Annotated in this window: 26 protein-coding genes and 1 pseudogene; 15 read left to right on the forward strand and 12 right to left on the reverse strand. The window is 61.8% G+C overall.

From position 1 onward, the window contains the following. Positions 1-41: 41 nt before the first annotated feature. Entirely contained in the window at positions 42-1,220 is a 1,179-nt protein-coding gene (locus AC57B5_RS00505) for a DUF4272 domain-containing protein (RefSeq protein WP_197942899.1), read from the forward strand. Between the two features lie 39 nt (positions 1,221-1,259). On the opposite strand, the gene AC57B5_RS00510 is transcribed toward AC57B5_RS00505, so the two are convergent. The 5 genes from AC57B5_RS00510 to AC57B5_RS00530 all read right to left on the reverse strand — a co-directional run bounded on the left by AC57B5_RS00510 (position 1,260) and on the right by AC57B5_RS00530 (position 4,405). Continuing rightward, on the reverse strand, positions 1,260-1,736 hold the full coding sequence (locus AC57B5_RS00510; RefSeq protein WP_496398508.1) for a hypothetical protein: 477 nt from the start codon (positions 1,734-1,736) through the stop codon (positions 1,260-1,262). 232 nt (positions 1,737-1,968) lie between these two features. Beyond that, positions 1,969-2,712, reverse strand: coding sequence for a hypothetical protein (locus tag AC57B5_RS00515; protein ID WP_197942900.1), 744 nt, complete (start codon positions 2,710-2,712; stop codon positions 1,969-1,971). A gap of 37 nt (positions 2,713-2,749) precedes the next feature. Next, entirely contained in the window at positions 2,750-3,448 is a 699-nt protein-coding gene (locus AC57B5_RS00520) for a hypothetical protein (RefSeq protein ID WP_197942901.1), read from the reverse strand. A gap of 23 nt (positions 3,449-3,471) precedes the next feature. Continuing rightward, on the reverse strand, positions 3,472-4,170 hold the full coding sequence (locus tag AC57B5_RS00525; protein ID WP_197942902.1) for a hypothetical protein: 699 nt from the start codon (positions 4,168-4,170) through the stop codon (positions 3,472-3,474). 4 nt (positions 4,171-4,174) lie between these two features. Continuing rightward, the gene (locus tag AC57B5_RS00530) at positions 4,175-4,405 is read right to left on the reverse strand and encodes a helix-turn-helix domain-containing protein (RefSeq protein ID WP_012204455.1); all 231 of its coding nucleotides are present in this window, start codon (positions 4,403-4,405) and stop codon (positions 4,175-4,177) included. Positions 4,406-4,478: 73 nt separating this feature from the next. On the opposite strand from AC57B5_RS00530, the gene AC57B5_RS00535 reads away from it, so the two are divergent. Continuing rightward, the gene (locus tag AC57B5_RS00535) at positions 4,479-5,129 is read left to right on the forward strand and encodes a LexA family protein (protein WP_197942903.1); all 651 of its coding nucleotides are present in this window, start codon (positions 4,479-4,481) and stop codon (positions 5,127-5,129) included. A gap of 538 nt (positions 5,130-5,667) precedes the next feature. On the opposite strand, the gene AC57B5_RS00540 is transcribed toward AC57B5_RS00535, so the two are convergent. Further along, a complete protein-coding gene (locus tag AC57B5_RS00540) occupies positions 5,668-5,802 on the reverse strand; it encodes a phage integrase N-terminal SAM-like domain-containing protein (protein WP_415750683.1) in 135 nt (44 codons plus the stop codon). A gap of 221 nt (positions 5,803-6,023) precedes the next feature. On the opposite strand from AC57B5_RS00540, the gene AC57B5_RS00545 reads away from it, so the two are divergent. The 3 genes from AC57B5_RS00545 (at position 6,024) to AC57B5_RS00555 (ending at position 8,078) form a co-directional block, all read left to right on the forward strand. Continuing rightward, complete coding sequence (locus tag AC57B5_RS00545) at positions 6,024-6,488, forward strand: hypothetical protein (RefSeq protein WP_197942904.1); 465 nt, start codon at positions 6,024-6,026, stop codon at positions 6,486-6,488. Continuing rightward, positions 6,485-7,153, forward strand: a complete 669-nt coding sequence (locus AC57B5_RS00550; protein ID WP_197942905.1) for a hypothetical protein — start codon at positions 6,485-6,487, stop codon at positions 7,151-7,153. The genes AC57B5_RS00545 and AC57B5_RS00550 overlap by 4 nt, the downstream gene beginning before the upstream one ends. Before the next feature lie 418 nt (positions 7,154-7,571). Further along, the gene (locus AC57B5_RS00555) at positions 7,572-8,078 is read left to right on the forward strand and encodes a hypothetical protein (protein WP_197942906.1); all 507 of its coding nucleotides are present in this window, start codon (positions 7,572-7,574) and stop codon (positions 8,076-8,078) included. Positions 8,079-8,285: 207 nt separating this feature from the next. On the opposite strand, the gene AC57B5_RS00560 is transcribed toward AC57B5_RS00555, so the two are convergent. Next, entirely contained in the window at positions 8,286-8,714 is a 429-nt protein-coding gene (locus AC57B5_RS00560) for a hypothetical protein (RefSeq protein WP_197942907.1), read from the reverse strand. 479 nt (positions 8,715-9,193) lie between these two features. Here AC57B5_RS00560 and AC57B5_RS00565 point away from each other — a divergent pair, with 479 nt between their 5' ends. From AC57B5_RS00565 to AC57B5_RS00580, 4 genes and pseudogenes are all read left to right on the forward strand, one after another. Beyond that, a complete protein-coding gene (locus AC57B5_RS00565) occupies positions 9,194-9,820 on the forward strand; it encodes a hypothetical protein (protein ID WP_197942908.1) in 627 nt (208 codons plus the stop codon). Between the two features lie 29 nt (positions 9,821-9,849). Continuing rightward, complete coding sequence (locus tag AC57B5_RS00570; RefSeq protein ID WP_197942909.1) at positions 9,850-10,098, forward strand: hypothetical protein; 249 nt, start codon at positions 9,850-9,852, stop codon at positions 10,096-10,098. Between the two features lie 170 nt (positions 10,099-10,268). Further along, positions 10,269-10,430: pseudogene (locus AC57B5_RS00575) on the forward strand (transposase domain-containing protein); the annotation flags it as partial. A gap of 22 nt (positions 10,431-10,452) precedes the next feature. Then, positions 10,453-10,812 (forward strand): hypothetical protein, encoded by a 360-nt coding sequence (locus AC57B5_RS00580; protein ID WP_197942910.1) that lies wholly within the window; start codon positions 10,453-10,455, stop codon positions 10,810-10,812. A 92-nt stretch (positions 10,813-10,904) separates the two neighbouring features. Here the strand turns inward: AC57B5_RS00580 and AC57B5_RS00585 are convergent, their stop codons facing one another. Further along, complete coding sequence (locus tag AC57B5_RS00585) at positions 10,905-11,228, reverse strand: hypothetical protein (RefSeq protein ID WP_034391624.1); 324 nt, start codon at positions 11,226-11,228, stop codon at positions 10,905-10,907. Positions 11,229-11,729: 501 nt separating this feature from the next. After that, positions 11,730-11,987, reverse strand: a complete 258-nt coding sequence (locus AC57B5_RS00590) for a hypothetical protein (protein ID WP_155294193.1) — start codon at positions 11,985-11,987, stop codon at positions 11,730-11,732. A gap of 87 nt (positions 11,988-12,074) precedes the next feature. On the opposite strand from AC57B5_RS00590, the gene AC57B5_RS00595 reads away from it, so the two are divergent. Then, the gene (locus tag AC57B5_RS00595) at positions 12,075-12,248 is read left to right on the forward strand and encodes a hypothetical protein (RefSeq protein ID WP_197942911.1); all 174 of its coding nucleotides are present in this window, start codon (positions 12,075-12,077) and stop codon (positions 12,246-12,248) included. Between the two features lie 121 nt (positions 12,249-12,369). Here AC57B5_RS00595 and AC57B5_RS00600 read toward each other — a convergent pair whose 3' ends face one another. The 3 genes from AC57B5_RS00600 to AC57B5_RS00610 all read right to left on the reverse strand — a co-directional run bounded on the left by AC57B5_RS00600 (position 12,370) and on the right by AC57B5_RS00610 (position 15,482). Then, the gene (locus AC57B5_RS00600; RefSeq protein WP_496398509.1) at positions 12,370-13,437 is read right to left on the reverse strand and encodes a porin; all 1,068 of its coding nucleotides are present in this window, start codon (positions 13,435-13,437) and stop codon (positions 12,370-12,372) included. Between the two features lie 146 nt (positions 13,438-13,583). Further along, entirely contained in the window at positions 13,584-14,441 is an 858-nt protein-coding gene (locus tag AC57B5_RS00605; protein WP_197942913.1) for a substrate-binding domain-containing protein, read from the reverse strand. A 66-nt stretch (positions 14,442-14,507) separates the two neighbouring features. After that, a complete protein-coding gene (locus tag AC57B5_RS00610; RefSeq protein WP_034391632.1) occupies positions 14,508-15,482 on the reverse strand; it encodes a Bug family tripartite tricarboxylate transporter substrate binding protein in 975 nt (324 codons plus the stop codon). Between the two features lie 111 nt (positions 15,483-15,593). Between AC57B5_RS00610 and AC57B5_RS00615 the strand changes: the two genes are divergently transcribed. The 5 genes from AC57B5_RS00615 (at position 15,594) to AC57B5_RS00635 (ending at position 20,980) form a co-directional block, all read left to right on the forward strand. Beyond that, positions 15,594-16,496 carry a LysR family transcriptional regulator gene (locus tag AC57B5_RS00615; RefSeq protein WP_197942914.1) on the forward strand — a complete coding sequence of 301 codons (903 nt, stop codon included), beginning with the start codon at positions 15,594-15,596 and terminating at the stop codon, positions 16,494-16,496. Between the two features lie 283 nt (positions 16,497-16,779). Then, positions 16,780-17,361 carry an FMN reductase gene (gene msuE / locus AC57B5_RS00620; protein ID WP_197942915.1) on the forward strand — a complete coding sequence of 194 codons (582 nt, stop codon included), beginning with the start codon at positions 16,780-16,782 and terminating at the stop codon, positions 17,359-17,361. 44 nt (positions 17,362-17,405) lie between these two features. Beyond that, positions 17,406-18,389 carry a DUF1852 domain-containing protein gene (locus AC57B5_RS00625; protein ID WP_197942916.1) on the forward strand — a complete coding sequence of 328 codons (984 nt, stop codon included), beginning with the start codon at positions 17,406-17,408 and terminating at the stop codon, positions 18,387-18,389. 104 nt (positions 18,390-18,493) lie between these two features. Beyond that, positions 18,494-19,519: a methionine synthase gene (locus AC57B5_RS00630; RefSeq protein ID WP_034391642.1), complete on the forward strand. Its 1,026-nt coding sequence runs from the start codon at positions 18,494-18,496 to the stop codon at positions 19,517-19,519. A 258-nt stretch (positions 19,520-19,777) separates the two neighbouring features. Further along, complete coding sequence (locus AC57B5_RS00635; protein ID WP_183018491.1) at positions 19,778-20,980, forward strand: substrate-binding domain-containing protein; 1,203 nt, start codon at positions 19,778-19,780, stop codon at positions 20,978-20,980. The last annotated feature ends 1 nt before the right edge of the window (position 20,981 follow it).

Raw genomic sequence — 20,981 nt, forward strand, 5'->3', positions numbered from 1 at the left:
GAACCAAGCCCGGAACCAAGCCCGGAACCAAGCCCGTGAACATGAAAAATCTCCTCACCCGCCTCAAGACCGCATTCAGCAAGCCCGCCCCCGAGACCGCTCGCCAACAGGAACACCCGCAAAACGAGCACCAGCCGCACGAACCTCAGTCGGATGCCGCAGAAGACGAAGTACTCATCAACGCCTACTGCACAGTCTGGGACCTTCCCGCGCTTGACTTTCCGCACACGCTGGCCGGGCGCCGCGATCTTGCGGACCCTGAGCTGGCGTCCCATCTTTCCGGCTTTGTCGGCTATGTGCTGGGGCGCGGCGATGGGCAGATGACGCGCAACCGTTACCACGCCATGCGCCACATCCAGCGTGTGCAGCAGCACCTGAGCCTGGGCATTGCGCCGGCCCAGCTCGACGCCTTTGCCGGCTGGGCGCAGCGCGCCAACGCCATCGCCTTTCTGACGGACGGCAGCATCCGCGATCCGCAAGGCCGCATCCTGCTGGATGCCAACGGCGCCGAGCCTGATGACCAGGCTGTGCTGCCCTATCCGCAGCAGGCCTGGCAGCGCAAGCAGCGCAGTGAGCAGCTGCTGGCGCAGCGCGGCTTCACGCCAGCGGCCAGCCTGCCGCCGCTGATCTCCGAGCCCGAACTGCGCATGCGCGCACCCGACGAGATCGCCGCACGCGCCTTCGCCCTGCTGGCCGTCGCCGTGCGCGCCGAATCACTGAACGACGCACTGAACGAAGCACTGAACAGTGGCGAACCGCTCACGCCCGAGCAGCTGTTCCAGCGCCTGCCGGCCGCCCAGGCCGCGCTCACCCCCAACGAGCGCGAATTCATGGCCACTGCCCAGCCCTCCGAAGAGGCCATCGCCAAGTTCGGCTGGCGCTACGAAGCCGCGTATTTGCTGGAATGGGTGCTGGGCCTGGTCGATACGCTGCCGTTCCCCGACGCCATCTGCGACGTGCCGCTCACCTCGCGCACCCTGCTGCAGGCGGGCGACCTAAAGGGCGCCCTGCATGCCGCACGCATGCGGCCCGACAGCGAAATCCTCGACGCCCTGGACCAGCACTACCGCCTGCACTGGATCGTGCGCCAGGCCCAGGTGCAACAGCAGCCCGCGCCAGCCGGGCTGAACGCCGACGTGCTCATGGAGCGCCACCATGCGCTGAACTGGCTGGTGCGCTTCGAAGGCAATGACTGGGATGACGTGGACACGCCGACCTGAGGCGTGCTGCGCAGGGCGCCTGGCTGCCGCGGCCACAGCTCAACCCACGCCCAACTGCTCCAGCGTGATGCACGCCAGCCACCTGCATCCATCCAATGGCCAGGCGGCGTCATCCGAGATGCAGCGCCCGGTGGCATCCATCTGGATGCGGGTGACGTGGCGGTTGGCGCCTGGCCTTGACCGGCGGGCGGGCATGGCCAGCAAGGTTTCGGGCAGCGGCTGCGCTGGTGGATAGGGTTCGAGGCGCGTGAGATTTTTTGCAGAACGCAGGCGCAGCGGTGATCGCTCCATGCCGATCACCCAGGTCCAGAAGAGCGCCGGGTGGCGAAACCTGTGACCTGGCATTTCCAGCAGCAGCATGGCGCTGCCGCCCCGCTGCATGGCTTGGGCACAACGCAGCGGAGCGAGGGCGGGGAAATTCTCAAGCTGCGCTTTCCAGCCGGGCAGCAGCAAAGCCAGAACCTGAGCCAGCTCTTGCGGGCCGGGCTGTGGCGTCAACTGCAGCGGCAATTGCACCTGCAGCCATGCCCGTTGCCGCAGCACGGCAGCGCATCGCCGTGCACACCACCAGGCGCCCAGCGGATCGGGCAGACACTGGGCATCGGGAACCGTGGGCAGTGTGGCCCAGCGCGTCTTGCGCGTCTGTGTACCCACCTCGTAGCGCCATTGCGTATCGAAGCGCAAGCCGGGCATGAAGGTACGAATGGGAGACCTGGGCATGTGCATTGCGGCTGCAGAGTCACCAGCGTCAGGCCGGTGCGGGCCTGGCTGCAAGCGTGACCGTACCAAGCCACTGGCATGGGTGCCAGGGGCCGCCCGCATCATGCAGGAGACAGGTCCCGTCGGCTTGCACCTGGATCCGGGTGGCGTACCCGCTGGACCAGGGCAGGGTCGAGCCAAAGGGCAGGGCAAGCAAAGCCTTGGGAGGCGCCATGGCCTGCGCACCCGGTGACGGCAATGTGTCGGACGCAACGCAATCGTCGGTGCACGACAACGGCAGCTCCGGCTCGTACCCCACCACCCAGGCCCAGAAAATGCCCGGCTTGGGCCCTTCGCATTCCGGTGACTCCAGCATCAGCAAGGCACTGCCTCCCTGCTCGACTGCCTGGGCGCACAGCAAGGGCGTCCGGGCGCATTCAGCAGGTGCCTGTACGTCCCAATCGGGCAGCAGCACATCAAGGATCTGCGCCAGCTCCTCCACGCCGGGAAGCGGGGGCAGGTGAACGGGCAGCCGCAGGAACAACCAGTGGTGCTGCTCCAGAACCACGGCGCACCGGCGAACGCACCACCAGGTGCCATAAGGGTCGGCCGGGCCAGCAAGGTCGGAGGCCATCGGCAGCTGTGTCCAGCTGGTCTTGCCGGCTTCCGCGCGCCTTCTGTATTGCCAGTGACCATCAAAGAGCAGGCCGCTGATGAGGCGTTGACCGGGACTACTCGGCTCCAGCGGAATTTCCCGCTCGTACTGCTCTGGGGTGAGATTGGAGTTCTGCATTTCTTCGGGTCAGGAAAAGCCGGTCAGGAGAAGCCGGTCAGGAGAAGCTGCCGTTGATGGCAATGTCGTTGCTCAGTGGCTCCAGCGTGATGGCCGCCGTGCAGCGGTACCGGCTTGCGCGCGCATCCAGGCCATCCACATCACACAGCCCCTCGCCATCCACCGTCACCCTCAAGGCGTGATTCCATGCCAGGGGCGAGCCGAAGGGCCAGATCAGCAGCGCGCCAGGGCGCCCGGGCATGTCAAAGGCTGAAATGCGCTTGGCACGCTGGAACCTCTCGTGCATTTCCACGCCGATCACCCAGGCCCAGAAAACGGCTTGCACGCCATCGCTTGAATCCTCGGTCTGCAGTTGCAGCAAAGAGCAGCCACCGGCAAGCAGCGCATCGGTGCTGCGCAGCAGCGGCGCCTGTGTCGAGGGGTCATCCAGCACCTTCACGTTCCAGTCCCCAAGCATTGCGCCCAGGGCCAGCGCCACATCGCCACATTCCGGCTGCGCAGGCAGGCCCGAGGGCAGATGCGCGGAACGCCAGGGCCTGCGATTGAGCACTGCAACGCACTGGCGCGCGCACCACCAGGCCCGCTGTGGATCTGCTGCAGCCATGCCGCCTGCCCGGGTTGCCGGCAGCCGTGCCCAATAGGCTCGGCCTGAAGGCGTGAGCGCCGAGTAGGTCCACAGTCCGTCAAAGCGAAGCCCTCGGGTGAAGCGGTGGGTGAGGTGCGTGGTCTCATCCATGTGGGACCTTGTCGTGGTGGACTTCAACACGGTGCTTGCCCCGTCAATGGCCCTGCATTGCCGCGTTGCGCGGGCGACAGCGTGATCGCGGCCAGGCAGCGGCACTCGCGCCACTGCCCGTCTATGCCATCCACATCGCAATGCCCGTCGCGGTTCACCTGCACCCGCGCCGCATAGCCGCAGGCCCAGGGCATGCTCCAGCCAAAGGGAATGGTCAGCAGCGCGGCAGGGCGGGGCGCACGGCGTGAGGGCCATGGCTTCACCGGCGCGGGCAGCATTCTCTGATGCATCTCCACACCAATCACCCAGGCCCAGAACGTGCTCTGCGGGCACCGGTGCAGCGCCTCTGACTGCAATTGCAGCACGGCCCCGCCGCCCGCCAACAGCGCCCGGGTGCAGGACTGCAGCGGACTGTGCCCGGCCCCTGCGCTGAGCTGCACCTGCCAACGCGGCATCAGCGCGTGCAGAGCCAGCGCCACATCTTCCGGCCCCGGCCGCAAGGGCATGCCTGGCGGCAGATCCACCGACTGCCACATCTCCCGCCGCAGCACGGCAGCGCAGCGCCTCACGCACCACCAGGCGCCATGCGGATCGGCCCTGCCCGCATCCGGCTGCCCGAGAGGCAGCCGCGACCAATAGGCCCGCCCCGATGGCGCGCGGGCGGCGTACTTCCAGCGTGCGGCGAAGCGCAGGCCGGGGGTGAAGTGGTGGGTGATGTGCATCGCTTCACTCATCGGTTTTGCGACTTTGGCCTGGGTGAACCGAACCGAAGGGTGTCTCGATACCGCAGCGGGCACCGATGCGCATGAGCGCCATACCCAAAGATGTTCGTGGTTCCTTGGTCTTGCCCAGTGCGAGGTCAGAAATCGTTGCTTGACCGCAGCCCACTTCGCGGGCGATCTGGCTTTGACTGACACCCTTCGCTGCAAGCTTGGCGAGGTAGTCTTTCCATTGCATGCACGCAGTCTAACGTTTAATCGTTAAAAAACAAACGATATATCGTTATCGGTTTTCCGTAAGCTTCGGCGCTATGTCCACAGATTTCGCTAAGCGTCTTAAAGCAGCTCGTGCTCATGCAGGTCTTACTCAAGAGGAGCTCGCCGCAAAGGCAGGGTTGAAGCAGTCCTCCATTGGAGATCTTGAGTCGAAGGGACATGGTTCCAAGCGGACTGCCACGATGGCAGCAGCGTGCGGAGTGAGCGCTCTTTGGCTGGAAAGCGGCGAGGGGGTGATGACGCCTGACGAGGCGGCGATGCTTGCTCAGCTTCCCCGTGGAATTCGGCGATACCCGGTGCTTACTTCCAGCCAGGCCGTTGCCCGAAGTGAAGCCGTCGAGGGCTTGGAGAGTCTGGGCACGGAAGTCTCTGCCAACGATGCGTCAGTTCATGCTTTCTTCCTCCAGTTGGCTGGAAACTCCATGACTCCGGAGTTCCGAGAAGGAGACCGCGTGCTGATCGATCCAGGTGTCAAGCCCCAGCCCGGAGACTACGTGGCCGCCCAGGTTGGAAAGACCGAAGCCTTGTTTCGGAAATACCGGCTACACGGAAACGATAGGCTTGGTAATGAGGTGTTTGAGCTGATCCCGCTCAATCAAGACCATCCCGTCATGCGCAGTGACGAACATGGGCTTTCTGTGATCGGAACCATGCTGGAGTTGCGGCGGAAGTTTCCGCGACCTTGAGCCTAGGATCTGCCAGTATGCGCAGCTCCGTGAACGCCGCCTTGGAAAGCAATGCGACACGGAGCATCTCCTGACTGGTCAACCGGCTTGGCTGGAGGGCCAGCTTCTGGTCTGATATCTGCCCATTTGGTGACGCTCATATGTTGCCTGCAGGTGTCGGCTTTGCAGCGTGAGCAGTCAGTCGCCTGACGGCGGGCTCGGGGGATCAGCGGTATAGCGCTGAACTCCCCGTCATTGGTCGTTCGCGTCAGTCAGCAATCGACCCTGAGCCGCTATCCAGCTAGAAGCTTGCAAGCCGTCACCCAGCCAGACTGCAAGTGCAGCGCCAAGGCATCCAACGGGCTGGAGGTGCCTCCTGCGTTCTTCAGGAGATTGGTGTAGATCATCGTCGTGCTCATGCCCAAATGCCCCAGTAGCTCCTGCACCGTGCGGTTGTCGGAGCCCGATGCAACAAGTGAGTAGTCGCAGCCACCCGCCGCTCACTGGCCAGCATGGCTGGCATGGCTGGCATGGCTGGCATGGCCAGAATAGCCTCGATTTACTGCAGCTCCATGTCTCGGGGATGCCACAAGCCGTGCCATTTCGCAAACACGCGCACCCATTGCACATAGGTCTGCTCCGTGCGTAGGTTATAGTGTTTGTAACAAATTCGCTCACGGACCTGATCCAGCACCGTGCAGCGTGCAACATAGGAGGAGCGGCGGGTTTTATGGATGAATTTAGTGCTGTATTTAAATACAGCCGCTTGCGCAAAGCAAGGCTACAGGCCCTTTTAGCGTTTTCCCAAAACCAATTTAGACCACAAGCGCTAGAGATGGCCTGCGGTTTGGTGCGGTCTACATTACGTTAACCATCGCAATAACCGTCTACCCCCTTTCCACTTGAGGCAAATGCATGGAAGACAGAGTCCGAGATCTGCTTGACGCGATACGCACAGACGAACAATTATTCTGGGTGGTTGAACAACTAAACGCGTCCTTCGCGGAGGGAATATCACAAAGTGCGAAGGATGCGAGTTCTCAGCCTCTTGCCGAATTTATCGTGCCAGGGTCGCTCTCCGCACGAGAGAAGTCGAAACGCGAGAAGTACGAAACCTCGCGCCCATACACGGATGACGAGAAGTTAGAACTCACAAAGTTCGCTCTGAAAGAAATTTTTCTAACGCTACCCGCTATGAAAGCGTCAACCTTCGAATCGCTTCGCGAACTAGGTTCAACCGCCTCATCCATTGAATTTACTGTACCCGACGAAGAGGAGCGAGAGGAAGGCTCATATGCCGAAGCAGCCAATCCTAATCGCGCTTCGCAGCAGGAGCTAAGCCGCCGGTTTAATGAGTTTCTTCAGAGGATCAGCTCGTGACGACTCTGGCTGACCTGAAGTCAGCATACGACGCAATTCTTGCAGGCCACGCCCCCGTTACCACACCATCCGCGGCCAACGATGCGTTTGAAATCTACGTATTAACTTTGGCGCTTAGGGCCGGCTGCGAAGAAGGGGCTTCCGTGAACTTTCAGTCTGCGGCAGGCGTAGACAATCCATCACCCCTTAGATTCCGCACCTCACCGGGTCGCATCTACTTACCTAAGAACGACTACACGCATGGCCTATTGACCTTCCCACAAGGACTGGTGTTTGAGGCGCATATCGGAGTCTACGTGGAGGGCCTTGCTGGCGTTCTACACGAATGTGACCTCTCCATCATTGAGGCTTCGGAAGCGCAGTTTTGTAGGCGAACACATGTTCATCCGAAGAAAGCCGACGTTCTTCTGACCGCCGAATGCAAGTTCTACACAGGGAAGCTTGGGATTGCGATTGGAAGAGAGTTTCTGGGCACAACATCCGATCTAGGCGCAGAAGGACGTTTCATCCTGAGCAATAGCGATGGCCGCTCAGTAGACCGAGTGCTAGCACACCACAAGAGAAGACGCCACTTCGGACTTACGCCGCTGAAGACAGACTCCGAGGGTCAGGTGGTAGCGATGTTCCGCGAGGTCTTCAGAAACGCACTCGCAAAGCGCCGTTAGCCATGGCTAACCCCTCGCTGCAGTCGACCTGCTACGTCTGGCTTCGTCAGCCTACGCAGGCGGCTGAGCTCAACCGTTGAGCGTCCGCTTTTACTCGCCGCCACCGGCCGCTCATGGCCGAAGCCGGGCCTAGCTACTGGTGAGTACAGCACTGCAAAGCAGATCTTCGGGAATGCGCCTTGAGCGTCCGGTTTAGGGTGGGCACTCAACGGGTACAGGCCGTCTCCAGTCGGCCAGGAGCAGACACATGCTGAAATATCTTGCTGAATTGGAGTTGAGCATCGAAGGTCGTGCCCAAATGCCTTTGGTTTAAAATCCAACGCCTGTAACCACAAAACCTGCTGTCTATTTTTTTCACCATTGCTTGCATGGGGGCATGGTTTTCCGCAGTGATCAAAATTCCTATCGAGAGCCACTCATGAAAAAATTGCGAATCATTGCATTTTTCGTTATTGCAACCATTACAGGCAGCTTAAGCGCAGCGGACAATGAGCAACAGCAACCTTGGGCGCAGATGCTTGAAGTTATGGGATATGCGGAAATCGCGAAAGCGAGTCTAGCCAGAGGGTGTCTTCCTGACAATAATTTATCTAGGACAGCAGCCTACATTGCCCTCTGCCCCAAGTTGTCATTTATCTCGAACAAATTAATTAATGATGCTGCTCTGCCATTCGCGCGAAGGTATGTGTCTGGCTCCGAGGCACGGGACGTCATCGCTTACTATGCATCCCCTAGAACTCAACGCCTGAGAGATAAGATGAACCGTGAAATTCGAACAGGGAGAAATGACCAACTTTCACCAGCGGAATTGCAAGAAATAAAGAGGGTTGATAACGCCCCTTTTGCGCGTGCGCTCAGTGAATTTGCTGGAGACCCAGAATGTAACAGAGCGGTTGCCCGTGCAATACTGAGTTATGAACCATAATGTGCGGTTTTTCAAAACCATTTGAAGCGAACTTCCGCTTTGGGTCGATTGCAGGCCGACACGAACGACCGCTGATGGGTACCTCCGGTTTGTCGCGCTGTCCCATCAAGTCTGCCGTCCGGCGACAGAACGCTCACAGCCTTAAGCCGCCGCTCGGAAGTCTGCTGTGGCTGACTGTTCATGGCCGATTCTTGCAGGCCATGCCCACTATCCCCCATCCTTGGCGTCTACCTCGTCCACTCCTGCTGGACGGATGCTGAGCGATGCGCCGCAATGCTCCGCTAAGGGAGCGGTGATGGAGATTGCAAATGAACAACCGCCGTACGCTACGATGCGCACCCCTGCGTCGTCTACCGCATCAGGATCGAACAGAGTCTTGATTCGCGAAAAGACGGCGGCGTAAAACTCGCCAGGCACCTCGAACAATGGCGTTCCTCTGGCGTCCGAGCCCAAATACACGCACGAGCTCGTCGCCGAAGCCGGCGAGGGCAAAAACAATTGACGATGCCCAGCAATCGCCGCTTCCTGCAAAAGCTTCCCGGTGATGCGCGCCACGTATCCGCCGGTGCGCCCTGGATATGTCGGGTCTTCCAGCAGTGGCGGCTTTGCCGTTAAGTCCTCGATTGCATGATTCACAGGGTCTCCTGAGCAAAGCTGGGTGTTGGCATCGAAAGTCCGGTGCTGGCCGAAGTGCGCCTCACGTTAAAGACGCGACCCCGCCGCAAAGTGGACAGACTGCACGTTTCGTGTAGCCCGTCAGCGTATGACCACAGCGGCTTCCTTCCTGCGGTGGTCCCAGTGTCGTTGGAAACGGAGTTTTCGGCCCTCTCGAGGGTAAGCAAGAGCAGTTTGCAGGGGCTCTCGTGACCTGAGCATGCGTGAAACCTGTGTACCTCTGTCAGATAAAGCTTTGCATTCTTTGTTGATAGCTTATAGCTATCGTTTTCATGATGCATAGCTACGGAGGGAGCGGGAGTGTCACAGACTGAGAAAATTTCGGGCCCAGTGGGCCGTTCGGCAATGAACCATCCCAAGGACGTGGTGGTTGTTCAGAAATTGCTCAATGGGCACTTTGAACGTGATCCTTGCCGCAGACAGTTGCGGGTAGATGGAAGATGTCCCAGGAACTGGAGCGTGCTATCGAGGCGTTTCAGCTGTTGACCGGTGATCAGGTGATGATCAAGGGGCGTATAGCACCAGCGACGCGTATGTTCGAGCTCCTGAAGCAGCCGCCTGCGATTTTTGGCTACGAGAGAAGAATGGCGCAACGCATGCGCGTAGAGCCTGTACAGCAAGCATCAACGATTGAGGTGCTGATCTTTGATGGACGTTTGATCAGCACAGGATCGCAGTGGGGGCACGCGGCGATTGATTTGGATGGCAAGGTCTATAGCCAGTCGCACAGCCGCTACGCCGTTCTTGAAAGATCTGGCTATTTGAGTTCCAAATTGGAGTATCGGGATGTTGTGGGGCTGACTTTGCGAGTTTCATTGGCGGAAAAGGCAAAAATCAAGTCTGAACTTGACAGCCGTGTCGCCGCCCAGAAGCCATACAGTCTTACAGACAACAGCTGCTCTACCAATGTGGCTGAAGTGCTTGAGATCGCTGGGATTCTTGCCCATGACCCACGGTTCCAGATGGTTCCGTCTTCATCGCGTATGGTCTCTCCCAAAGAGCTTCTGATCGCCATCTCTCGATCCGACAGAGTTCTGAAGCGCGACAACTACAAGAAAGGCAGTTGATGAGAACCGTATTGCGAAGGGGCGCGATCATGGCGTTGCTGGCAACTCTGGGATGCAGCCAGTCGCCGAGTGGGCGGTGGGAAGCGACGCAAAGCGTCGATGTTCTGCTGAAAAAAGGCGATCCACAGACGGTGGCATTTGTCCTCAACGCAGGGGACGTTTGCGCACTCGGCCAGCAGTGGAGCTTTGAAAAGGAGCTGCGTTACAAGGAAGTGATCTGCCCCCAAGGCAAGGGCTGGATCACTTCCGACACGCCGTTCAAAAAGCTGAGCGGCTGAGCTGGCAATGGGGCGAGTGCTCGCAGCGCCCCTCAGAAGCTATGCATCAACCCCGCAGTCACCCCCGTAGCCACATCCTTGTTCTGCCCGCCCTGAAACCCTCCACTCCAATGCGTACGGTCCAGTTCCGCATACAGCTTGCTGCGGCGCGAGAGCTTGTATTCCGCAAACAGCAGGGCGCGGCCGTGATGAGCCTCATTCACTCGGCCAAGCTCAACGAGCTTGAACCCTACGCCTACTTGCGCGACGTGCTGGAACTGCTGCCGACGCAGCCGGCCAGCCGCATCAATGAGCTCCTGCCCCATTGCTGGCGAGGAGAATGTCAAGAGTGAAGTCAACAACACAACTTACTCGATGAAGACATACCTGTCGATCAGCTTCAGAACCGGGCTCTCGCTCGAGGAGCTTGCCGAACGAATCGGGCTGGCCCCCGTCGAGTTCGACGCTGAGAACGAATACGAGTGGGCACTGGGCACATTAGGGGACTTCAACGACATCGACATTGCTCGAACCCATCTCGTGCCAGCAAGCGAGACGCAGACGTCGGTGTGCCGATATACCAGTGATCCGGATCGCGGCATGCCCGTTGAACTGCTTCGCAGCATCCGCAGCTCGCTCAGAGACGCTGCAACGGAATTCGAGGTGCATGGCACCGAATCACGGGCCAGCGGTTCAAGCTGGGCGCCGAAGAGGTGGAGCGACTCTGACGCTTGAGCGGGACTGGCGTCAGCCGGATGCCTTTACCGGACGCTTACAGTCAGCCTTGCGGTGCTGCGCTCACAAGTAGCTAGGCCCGGCTTCGGCCACTAGCGGACTTCGGTGCCGCGCAGACTCAGCTGAATGCCGCCTTCGATTTCCTGCAAGGCTATTTCCGGAATTGAAGCAACAGCACGTTGACATACGTCGAGGTCGTTTGTTGCCTCCAAGCCTCCAAGGCGCAGGGAGCGCATGATGTCCAGCCGCGCTATTTCCTCAAAGCGCACTTCGGAGTCGGGCTTGATAGTCTCCGAGCCGATGTCTGACTTCCTCGGCACGTACATGTAGAACGCTACGCCCGAGTAAAGATGCCAGTGAGCCAAAAGAGGTCCAGTGTCGGACAACTTCGCGATGACATGCTTCCAGGGGTTCATGCGTCAATTATCGGGCGGTGGAAGGTCGGGTATGGGGTGAACGTCGCCTTCGGGCGCTTCGTTCCCCTCCCAGCATACGTCAACGTTCAGAAGGCAGTCGTCGAATCTGCTGGAGGGAGCCAGGACCACCTCTTCCTCTCAGTAAGGCTAACGAACGGCTCGCCTCTGCCCAGCGGCGGCACCATTCATCTCGAAGACCATTCGTTTGAGCTCGGGCCAGAAGGCTTGGAGCTAAGCGTATTGGGAATTGCGTATCCCATCTACGAAGAGCTGTTTCCGGCTCATGTGGCGGCATATGCCAGGCAGTTTCCAAAGTCCAACTCCACGTAAGCCTGAGACACGTAGCAATTGTTGCGCTTGAATTTCCGCTTTGCTGCGGTCGCTACTTCCGTTTCGGGTCGCAAGCTGCAGGTCGAGCAACGAGGCGGATCGTCCGCCCTCAGCCTTAAGCCGCCGCTCCAAAGTCTGCCGTGGCTTGCCCCTCCTGACCGAGCGCAGCGACTAAACCTCATTTCCGGCAGCGACAAATCCATCTTCGCTCGCAGCCCATCGGATTCCTTGTACCGCTTCCTTCTTGGCAGTCTCCAAGTCAGCGTAGAAGGATGACTCTGACGGGCAGGAGGCCCACCCCTCGATGCCGGCGGCTTCGTTGTCGAAGTAATACTGTTCGACAAATCCAAAACTCCCCACCTCTCGACGAAAAAGCGCGATGCGACGTTGGCGGTCTTGAGAATAGAAAAAGCAGATGTCTTGATCCATTGCGCACTCAGCAAGGAAATAGGTTAATTCTGCCTCAGCGCCAACCCATCTCTTTTGGCGGTGTAGTCAACCGGTCAATGAAGCAGTTTGAAGCGCGGCTCTGTAGAAGTCACCGTCAAGGCGGAAGCCATCAAGCACATGGGCGCGCCGGCGCGCCTGTCCACTGCCTTTGGTCTTTTGGCCAGCGAGCACGCGAACCTCAAATCCTTCACGCTCGAAGTCTTTACCGTAGAAGTCTGCCTGGAGATCGCCGAGGGCTGAGCGGCCAGCCCATTCGCTGTCCGTCCCGCGCTTGGCCCGCGCCTGAGGGGGATTGGGTCGGCCTGCAGCAACCCTACACAAGCACCTCAAAAGTGGGCGCTGCGGGTCGCTGCAACGCCCCTCAGAAACTATGCATCAACCCCGCAGTCACCCCCGTAGCCACATCCTTGTTCTGCCCGCCCTGAAACCCGCCACTCCAGTGCGTGCGGTCCAGCTCCGCATACAGCTTGCTGCGGCGCGAGAGCTTGTATTCCGCAAACAGCAGGGCGCGGGTGTAACCGTCTGCGGCGCGGCCGCTGCGTTCGCGTTCCACGCGGTACAGGGCGGCAGTCAGGTCCAGCGTGCTGCGGGCGGACCAGGTGGCGCCCAGCGAGTGCACGCGCTGCACGGTGCGGCTGGTGGTGGCGTTGGTCTGGCCGTCGCTGCGCGCGGTGTTCAGCGCAAGGCGCAGGTTGTCCCATTTGTAGGAGGCGCCCAGGGTGGCGGCTTTCAGCTCCCACTGGTCTGCGGTCTTGAAGCGCTGGTAGGCGCCGGAGACCGTCCATGTCTGCGTGCCATAGGCCAGGCCCGCGCCGGCCGATGAGCGGGCGGAGCCGCCTTGCGCCGTCTCGCCAAAGCTGTACATGGCGCGGGCGGTGAGGCCGCCGAAGCGGCCGGTGTACTTGACCGAGTTGTCCAGCCGGTATGAGCCCGTGGTGGCGCCTGCGCTGCCGTATTCCACACCCAGGCCGTGGCTGCTGAGCGCGGCGGTGGCGATGTTGGGGTTGAAGGCGGCGAAGCGCATGCCCACGGGGTCCACGGGGCTGATGGCATCTGCCAGCAGGTTGGTCTGGCGGCCGGCCGTGACCTGGCCCCAGCCGCCGCCCAGGCCCACGATGGCTGCGCGGTCGAAGAATTTGCTGGAGTTGGCGGTGGTGCCGGTGTCCAGGTTCAGGCCGGTCTCCAGGTTGAACAGGGCGTACATGCCGCCACCCAGGTCTTCGCGGCCGCGAAACCCGAAGCGGCTGGTGGTGTTGACGCCGCTGGACAGCGCGGCGCCCGAGGTGTTGCTGGCCGCGTTGGCGGCGGTGAGGCCGCTGGTGTAGCGCACGCCGGTATCGGCAATGCCGTAGAGCGTGATGCTGGATTGCGCAAGGGCCGACAGCGGTGCGGCGGCGAGGGTGATCAGCACCAGGGTTTTGGTGTTCATGGGTGTGGCGAGGGTGATAGGGCGGGGCAGCGGCATGCCGCAGCAGTGCCGTTGCAGCGCCGCTGAATGGAGGTCGAACTGGGGAGGGGTGAAGGCCCCCTGTGTGTCGAGGGCCTTGAGTGCCTTGAGGGCTCGGGGGCCTGCCGTCAGGGCTTGGCCGCCGGCTCCATGCCCGTGCTGCGCACGATGGGTGCGGCGGCGGGGGCTGCCAGGAAGCGGATCAGGTGTCGCGCCGTCTCAGGGCTCTTGGCGCCGGTGGCCACGCCTGCGGAGAAGAAGACGCGCTGCTGCACTTCATCGGGCAGGGGGCCGACGAATTCCAGTTCCTTGAACGGCAGCAGTTCGCTGACCTGCTGGAAGCCGATGTCCGCATCGCCACGCAGCACCACAGCGCCCACGCGCTCGCTGAGGATGCGGGTGGCCTTGCCCTTCATCTGCTCGGCCACGCCCAGGCGCGGGAACAGTTCGTTGGCCAGATAGGTGCCGCTGGCGCTGGCCGAGTAGGCAATGGTCTTGGCATCCAGCAGGGTCTGCTTGAGCGCGTCCACGGTGCTGATGTCGGGCTTGGGCGTGCCCTTGCGCACGCTCATGCCGATCATGGAACGCGCCAGGTCCACGCGGCTGCCCGCTTCCACCTTGCCTTGGGCGGCCAGATTGTCCAAGGCTCCATCCGCGAGGATGACGATATCGAACTGCTCGCCCCGCGCCAGGCGGCTGGGAATGGAGTCCTGCGCATTGCCCATGGAGGCGCCGCGCGAGGTGACGACCTTGTGGCCCGTGGCCTGCTCGTACAGGGGTATCAGCTGGTCGTAGGCGGCAGAGAAGCCGCCCGAGGTGACCACGCGGATTTCATCTGCGGCGGCAGTGGAGGGCGTGGCAGCGCCCAGGGCCAGGCCCAGGCTGAGGGCGCCGCCAAGCAGCGCGCCCAGGGTGCGGCGGCGCAGGGTGGATGGCACGGAGAGCTGCACAGCGGACTGCAGGGGGGTGGAACGGATGGCGGTCATGGTTTGTCTCCTGGTTTTTTATGGTTGGGGGATGGCTGCCGAGGCAGCCGAGCCTTCTGAGGGGGATCAATCGGCGGTGATTTTTCGCTCGCGGATGATGCGGCCCCACTTGGCGTGCTCGGCGGCGATGAACTGGCCCAGTTCCTCGCGGGTGCCCGGGGCGGCGGTCTGGCCGTGCTTGAGCAGGTTGTCGCGCACTTCGGGGGTGTTCAGCACCTTGACCAGCTCGGTGTTCCAGCGGTCCAGCAAGGGCTTGGGCGTCTTGGCGGATGCCACGAAGGCGTACCAGTTGGTGGCGTTGAAGCCGGGGAAGCTCTCGGCCACGGTGGGCACGTTGGGCAGGTAGGCCGGGCGCGTGAGGCCCGTGGTGGCCAGCGGAATGAGCTTGCCCGATTCGATGTGGGGCAGGGCCGTGGGCGGGGCTGCGTAGAAGGAGGTCACGCGGTTGCCCAGCACATCCTGCAGGGCGGGCGCACCGCCCTTGTAGGGCACGTGCAGGGTGTCGATCTTGGCGACATCGTTGAGCAGTTCACCGGCCAGGTGCGATGCGGAGCCGGGGCCGGTGGAGGCGAAGTCCAGCTTGCCGGGTTCGCGCTTGGCCTTGGCCACGTATTCGCCCAGGGTCTTGATGCCGGTGGCGGCAGGCACGACGAGCACGTTGGGAAAGTTCACGCCCATGGTGATGGGGGCCAGGTCCTTGAGCGGGTCGTAGCCGATCTTCATGAAGTGCGGCGCGATGGCCAGCGGGCCGATGGAGCCGAAGAGCAGCACCGAGCCGTCGGACGGGCCATTGGCCACCTGCGTGTGGGCCAGGTTGCCGCCCGCGCCGGGCTTGTTTTCCACGACCACGCTCTGGCCGATGTTCTCGCCCAGCTTCTTGGCGATGATGCGCGCGGCAATGTCGGCCGAGCCGCCTGCGGCGAAGCCGACCACCATGACCACGGGTTTCTTGGGGGGGAAGTCCTGGGCCTGGGCGGTGCCCACGGCCAGGGAAAGAAGGGCGGCCAGGGCGCCGCCTGCGATCAGTCTGCGTTGGTGCATGTCGTCTCCGTTTGTTGGTCTTGCCTGCCCTCAGGGGGCAGCCTTATCAAGGGCGCCATCCTATGCAGCGGGTGTTATTCTGTGAATTGCAACTTTTGGAAGGACTGTTGCGTGCAGCGCATCAAATTCGACATGGGGGAATTGATCGCCTTCGTGACCACGGCCGAGAAAGCCAGCTTTCGCCTGGCCGCAGAAGCGCTTTTCCTGTCGCCGCCTGCCTTGAGCCGGCGGGTGGAGCGGCTGGAGTCCGTGCTGGGCGCGCGGCTGCTGGAGCGCACCACGCGGCGTGTGGAACTGACCGAGGTGGGCCATGAATTCCTGCAGGAGGCGCGCAGGGCCCTGGCCGGCCTGGACGAGGCCGTGCAGCGCGTGGATGACCAGTTGAAGCTGCGCCGTGGCCGCGTGACGGTTGCCTGCGTGCCTTCGGTGGCCACCAATCTGCTGCCGCCCGTGCTGAAGTCCTTTGCCGTGGAGCAGCCCGATGTGCAGGTGCATGTCATCGACGAGAGTGCGCAGCAGGTGGTGGAGGCCGTGCTGCGCGGGGATGCGGACTTTGGCCTGAGCTTCACGGGCAGCCAGGAGCCGTCGCTGCGCTTTGAGGCGCTCACGCGCGAGCGCTATGTGCTGGCCATGCCGCGCAGCCACGCCTGGGCCGCGCGCAGCCAGGTGGAATGGGCCGAGCTGGCGGGCAAGCGCCTGGTCTCCGTCTCCCACAAAAGCGGCAACCGGCTGCTGCTGGACCAGGTGATGGCCGGCCTGCCCGAGCAGCCCGTGGCCTGGCACGAGTGCAACCACGTCACAGGCGCCCTGGCCCTGGTGGAAGCCGGCCTGGGCCTGGCCGCCGTGCCCCAGCTGGCCCTGCGCCAGGACCACGCCCAGGTCTGCGGCGTACCCCTGACCGCGCCCGATGTGTGGCGCACGCTGGGCCTGCTGCAAAGGCGTGACCGCGTGCTGGGGCCTGTGGCGCAGGCGTTGCGGGAGTGCCTGGTGCAGGTTCAGGGGGCGGGCGGCTGAACTGGCCTTGTATTCACTGCGCTGCAACTCCGTTGCGCGCAGGCCCTGGCATGGCTGCCGCATAGCGCAGTGCGCAGAAGGATGGGATCATACTTTCACATGAATGCAGTTCATGCATCTGTGAAATAAAACCATTTTACTTCATCGATTCGCATCCATACCATTCGCTCCCATTGTTCGTTTGCATTTGGGAAGCAGTCATGGTCAACACCACACCCTCGGATCGCATGTATGCCAGAGCCGGCTCCCGCGCTGAACTTGGCCATCTCGCGTGAGCGCAGCCATGTCACGTCCGCTCCGTCTGGTCGCCGTTTCCGGTGGACTGCAACGCCCCTCCAAATCTGCCGCGCTGGCAGAGCATCTGTCTGATCTGATCGCCGACGAAGTTCCGTGCGAACAACGCCTGGTGGAACTGGGCCAGCTCGCACCGCAGCTTGCCGGCGCGGTGTGGCGCTCGCAGTTGCCCGAGAGGGTGGAGTGTGAGCTTGCGGCGGTGGAGCAGGCGGATGTGCTGGTGGTGGTCACACCGGTTTTTCGTGGCGCCTACACCGGGCTGTTCAAGCACTTCTTCGACTTCGTCCACCAGGACGCCTTGATCGACAAGCCCGTGCTGCTGGCGGCCACCGGTGGCAGTGAGCGCCATGCCCTGGTGATCGACCACCAGCTGCGGCCGCTGTTCAGCTTCTTCCAGGCGCGCACGCTGCCGCTGGGCGTCTACGCGACCGACAAGGATTTCGTGGACTACCGCCTGCACGACGAGGCCCTGATACAGCGGGCCGCTCTGGCGGTGCAACGGGCATTGCCGCTGGTCGAGCTGATGCACCGCGCCAGGCCCTGCCTGGCCGAGGAAATGGCTGCGGCCTGAATCACCCCACGTTTTTTGTTTCTAAATCAGGTCATTGGATCACCATGAACGCAGAACTGCACTTCAGCCTCAAGAGCATCCGTTTCGATGAGAACTATCATCCATCGGACAGCACGCGCATTACCACCAACTTTGCCAATCTGGCCCGGGGAGCGAGCCGGCAACAGAACCTGCGCCACACGCTGAGGATGATTGACAACCGCTTCAATGACCTGGCGCATTGGGACAATCCGACGGGAGACCGTTACTCAGTCGAGCTGGACATCATCTCCGTGGACATGGGCATGAGTGCCGAGATGGGAAGTGGCGTATTTCCGTTGATCGAGATATTGAAGACCAGCATTCTCGACAGAAGATCGAACAAGCGCATAGCCGGCATTGCAGGGAATAATTTTTCTTCCTACGTGCGTGACTATGACTTCAGTGTTCTGCTGCCGGAATACAACATCAACCGCCAGGAGTTCGGCACGCCCGACGATTTTGGCGACCTGCATGGCAAGCTGTTCAAGCAGTTCGCCCGTTCGAGCACGTACAGGGAGCACTTCAACAAGCCCCCGGTCATCTGCATCAGCGCCTCTACCAGCAAGACCTATCAGCGCACCGGAAACCAGCATCCCGTACTGGGTGCCGAGTATCAGCAAAATGAGCTTTCATCGACGGACCGGTATTTCGGGAAGATGGGAATGCAGGTTCGATTCTTCATGCCGCCCAATAGCGTGGCACCCCTGGCTTTCTATTTTCAGGGCGACCTGCTGGCCGACTACACGAATCTCGAGTTGATCGGCACCATCAGCACCATGGAGACCTTCCAGAAGATTTATCGCCCCGAGATCTACAACGCCAATTGCGCGGCAGGAAAAATCTATCAGCCGAGCCTGAAGAACCATGATTACTCGTTGACGCAGATTGTCTATGACCGTGAAGAGCGCAGCCAGCTGGCCGTCAAGCAGGGCAGGTTTGCGCAGGAGCATTTCATCAAGCCGTACAGGAATGTTCTTGAGCAATGGGCTGCCGATTGCGCGCTCTGACCGGCCAGACAGACAGACCATTTTTCATTCATTGCACAGCGGCTTGGGACAACGGTCCTGAAGTACGCTGGCACCACCCATTTTTGCCTTGAAGGAATTCTCCGATGTTTGAAACCTCTATCGCCGGCAGCCTGCCCAAGCCAGCCTGGCTGGCCGAAACCAACAAGCTCTGGCCCCAGTGGCAGGCCGAGGGCGATGCGCTTCGCCAGGCCAAGGCCGATGCAACCCTGCTGTGGATCAAGGCCCAGGAAGATGCAGGCCTGGACATCGTGTGCGACGGCGAGCAGTCGCGCCAGCATTTCGTGCATGGCTTTCTGGAGCAGGTGGAGGGCATCGACTTCGACAACAAGGTGAAGATGGGCATCCGCGACAACCGCTACGACGCGATGGTGCCGCAGGTGGTCGCCGCCCTGCGCCTGAAGGGCCGCGTGCATGCCTTCGAGGCGCAGCTGGCGCGTGCGCACACCAGGAAGAAGCTGAAGTTCACGCTGCCCGGCCCGATGACCATCGTCGATACCGTGGCAGACCGCTTCTATGGCGACAAGGTCAAGATGGCCTTCGCCTTTGCCGAGCTGCTCAACCAGGAGGCCCTGGCGCTGCAGGCCGATGGCGTGGACATCATCCAGTTCGACGAGCCCGCCTTCAATGTCTACATGAAGGATGCCGCCGACTGGGGCGTGCAGGCGCTGGAGCGCGCAGCGCAGGGCCTGACCTGCACGACGGCCGTGCATATCTGCTACGGCTACGGAATCAAGGCCAATACGGATTGGAAGAGCACGCTGGGCGAGGAATGGCGCCAGTACGAGACGGTGTTTCCCGCGCTGGCCAGGAGCCGCATCGACCAGGTGAGCCTGGAATGCATCCACTCCCATGTGCCGCCCGACCTGATGAGGCTGCTGGCCGGCAAGGACGTGATGGTCGGCGTGATCGATGTGGCCAGCGACGTGGTGGAGACACCCGAGGAAGTGGCGGACACCATCGGCCGGGCACTGGAGTTCGTGCCGAAGGAGCGGCTGTTCCCCTGCACGAACTGCGGCCTGGCGCCCATGGGCCGGGACGTGGCGTGGCGCAAGCTGAAGGCGCTGGCAGAAGGCACGAAGCTGGCAAAGGAGCGGCTCGCCAAGGCCTGATGCCCTGCGTGGCCACGCACAGAGGAAGATGCCAGGGGTGCCAGGGGTTCATGGTTTGCCCTGTATCGGATTCAGGCAACTGTCTGAAATCAAGACACTGAATCTGTTCAATAGTCGGGCACTCGCTGCCCGTGCTCTGCCCGTGCCCGCCATTGCGCCTGCTTGGCCCGCCTGGGCCTGCCTGGCACAAAGCATGCATGGTCCCTCCCCACAAAAGCAGCGGGCGCCAGCCCAGCCGCCAACCCAAGGAGACAAACCATGCAACGCCGCCCCTTCCTGCATTCCGCCCTCGCACTGTCCGCCATGGCCACCATGGCCGCTGCGGCTCCTGCCGCCATGGCCCAGCAGGGCGAGATCCGCATTGCCCACGTCTACAGCAAGACCGGCGCGCTGGAGGCCTATGGCAAGCAGACCCAGGCGGGGCTGCTGATGGGGCTGGAGTACGCCACGGGCGGCAGCATGGCGGTGAATGGCAAAAAGCTGGTGGTGATCGAGAAGGACGACCAGGGCAAGCCCGACCTGGGCAAGAGCCTGCTGGCCACGGCGTATTCCGATGACAAGGCCGATCTGGCCGTGGGGCCCACGTCGTCCGGCGTGGCGCTGGCCATGCTGCCGGTGGCCGAGGAGTACAAGAAGATTTTGCTGGTGGAGCCGGCCGTGGCCGATTCGATCACGGGCGACAAGTGGAACAAGTACATCTTCCGCACGGGCCGCAATTCCAGCCAGGACGCCATCAGCAATGCGGTGGCCATCGACAGGGCGGGCGTGACGATTGCCACGCTGGCCCAGGACAACGCCTTCGGCCGCGACGGGGTGAAGGCCTTCAAGGATTCCATAAAGAAGGGCAAGCTGGCGCATGAGGAGTACCTGCCTGCCGCCACCACGGATTTCACGGCAGGGGCGCAGCGGCTGATCGACAAGCTCAAGGACCAGCCGGGCCGGAAGATCATCTGGATCGTGTGGGCCGGGGCGGGCAATCCGTTCAAGATCGCGGACATGGATCTCAAGCGCTACGGCATCGAGATCGCCACGGGCGGCAACATCCTGCCCGCCATGGCGGCCTACAAGAATCTGCCGGGCATGGAGGGCGCCACGTACTACTACTACGGCATTCCCAAGAACCCGGTGAACGAGGCGCTGGTGTCCATGCACTACAAGCAGTACAAGACGCCGCCGGATTTCTTCACGGCGGGCGGTTTCTCTGCGGCCATGGCCATCGTGACGGCGCTCAAGAAGACAGGTGGAGACACCAAGACCAACACGCTGATCAAGGCCATGGAGGGCATGAGCTTCGACACGCCCAAGGGCCAGATGACCTTCCGCAAGGAAGACCACCAGGCCCTGCAGAGCATGTACCACTTCAAGATCCGCGTGGACCCGGCGCTGGCCTGGGGCGTGCCCGAGCTGGTGCGCGAGATCAAGCCCGAGGAGATGCAGGTTCCCATCCGCAACGGCCGCTGAG

This window comes from Delftia sp. BGA-UO-ETr-SB1, from assembly GCF_059567865.1.

Coding starts and splice junctions, on each gene's coding strand:
- AC57B5_RS00505 (WP_197942899.1), top strand. CDS start 42: ATGAAAAATCTCCTCACCCGCCTCAAGACCGCATTCAGCAAGCCCGCC.
- AC57B5_RS00515 (WP_197942900.1), bottom strand. CDS start 2,712: ATGCAGAACTCCAATCTCACCCCAGAGCAGTACGAGCGGGAAATTCCG.
- AC57B5_RS00520 (WP_197942901.1), bottom strand. CDS start 3,448: ATGGATGAGACCACGCACCTCACCCACCGCTTCACCCGAGGGCTTCGC.
- AC57B5_RS00525 (WP_197942902.1), bottom strand. CDS start 4,170: ATGCACATCACCCACCACTTCACCCCCGGCCTGCGCTTCGCCGCACGC.
- AC57B5_RS00530 (WP_012204455.1), bottom strand. CDS start 4,405: ATGCAATGGAAAGACTACCTCGCCAAGCTTGCAGCGAAGGGTGTCAGT.
- AC57B5_RS00535 (WP_197942903.1), top strand. CDS start 4,479: ATGTCCACAGATTTCGCTAAGCGTCTTAAAGCAGCTCGTGCTCATGCA.
- AC57B5_RS00545 (WP_197942904.1), top strand. CDS start 6,024: ATGGAAGACAGAGTCCGAGATCTGCTTGACGCGATACGCACAGACGAA.
- AC57B5_RS00555 (WP_197942906.1), top strand. CDS start 7,572: ATGAAAAAATTGCGAATCATTGCATTTTTCGTTATTGCAACCATTACA.
- AC57B5_RS00565 (WP_197942908.1), top strand. CDS start 9,194: ATGTCCCAGGAACTGGAGCGTGCTATCGAGGCGTTTCAGCTGTTGACC.
- AC57B5_RS00570 (WP_197942909.1), top strand. CDS start 9,850: ATGGCGTTGCTGGCAACTCTGGGATGCAGCCAGTCGCCGAGTGGGCGG.
- AC57B5_RS00580 (WP_197942910.1), top strand. CDS start 10,453: ATGAAGACATACCTGTCGATCAGCTTCAGAACCGGGCTCTCGCTCGAG.
- AC57B5_RS00585 (WP_034391624.1), bottom strand. CDS start 11,228: ATGAACCCCTGGAAGCATGTCATCGCGAAGTTGTCCGACACTGGACCT.
- AC57B5_RS00590 (WP_155294193.1), bottom strand. CDS start 11,987: ATGGATCAAGACATCTGCTTTTTCTATTCTCAAGACCGCCAACGTCGC.
- AC57B5_RS00600 (WP_496398509.1), bottom strand. CDS start 13,437: ATGAACACCAAAACCCTGGTGCTGATCACCCTCGCCGCCGCACCGCTG.
- AC57B5_RS00605 (WP_197942913.1), bottom strand. CDS start 14,441: ATGACCGCCATCCGTTCCACCCCCCTGCAGTCCGCTGTGCAGCTCTCC.
- AC57B5_RS00610 (WP_034391632.1), bottom strand. CDS start 15,482: ATGCACCAACGCAGACTGATCGCAGGCGGCGCCCTGGCCGCCCTTCTT.
- msuE (WP_197942915.1), top strand. CDS start 16,780: ATGTCACGTCCGCTCCGTCTGGTCGCCGTTTCCGGTGGACTGCAACGC.
- AC57B5_RS00625 (WP_197942916.1), top strand. CDS start 17,406: ATGAACGCAGAACTGCACTTCAGCCTCAAGAGCATCCGTTTCGATGAG.
- AC57B5_RS00630 (WP_034391642.1), top strand. CDS start 18,494: ATGTTTGAAACCTCTATCGCCGGCAGCCTGCCCAAGCCAGCCTGGCTG.
- AC57B5_RS00635 (WP_183018491.1), top strand. CDS start 19,778: ATGCAACGCCGCCCCTTCCTGCATTCCGCCCTCGCACTGTCCGCCATG.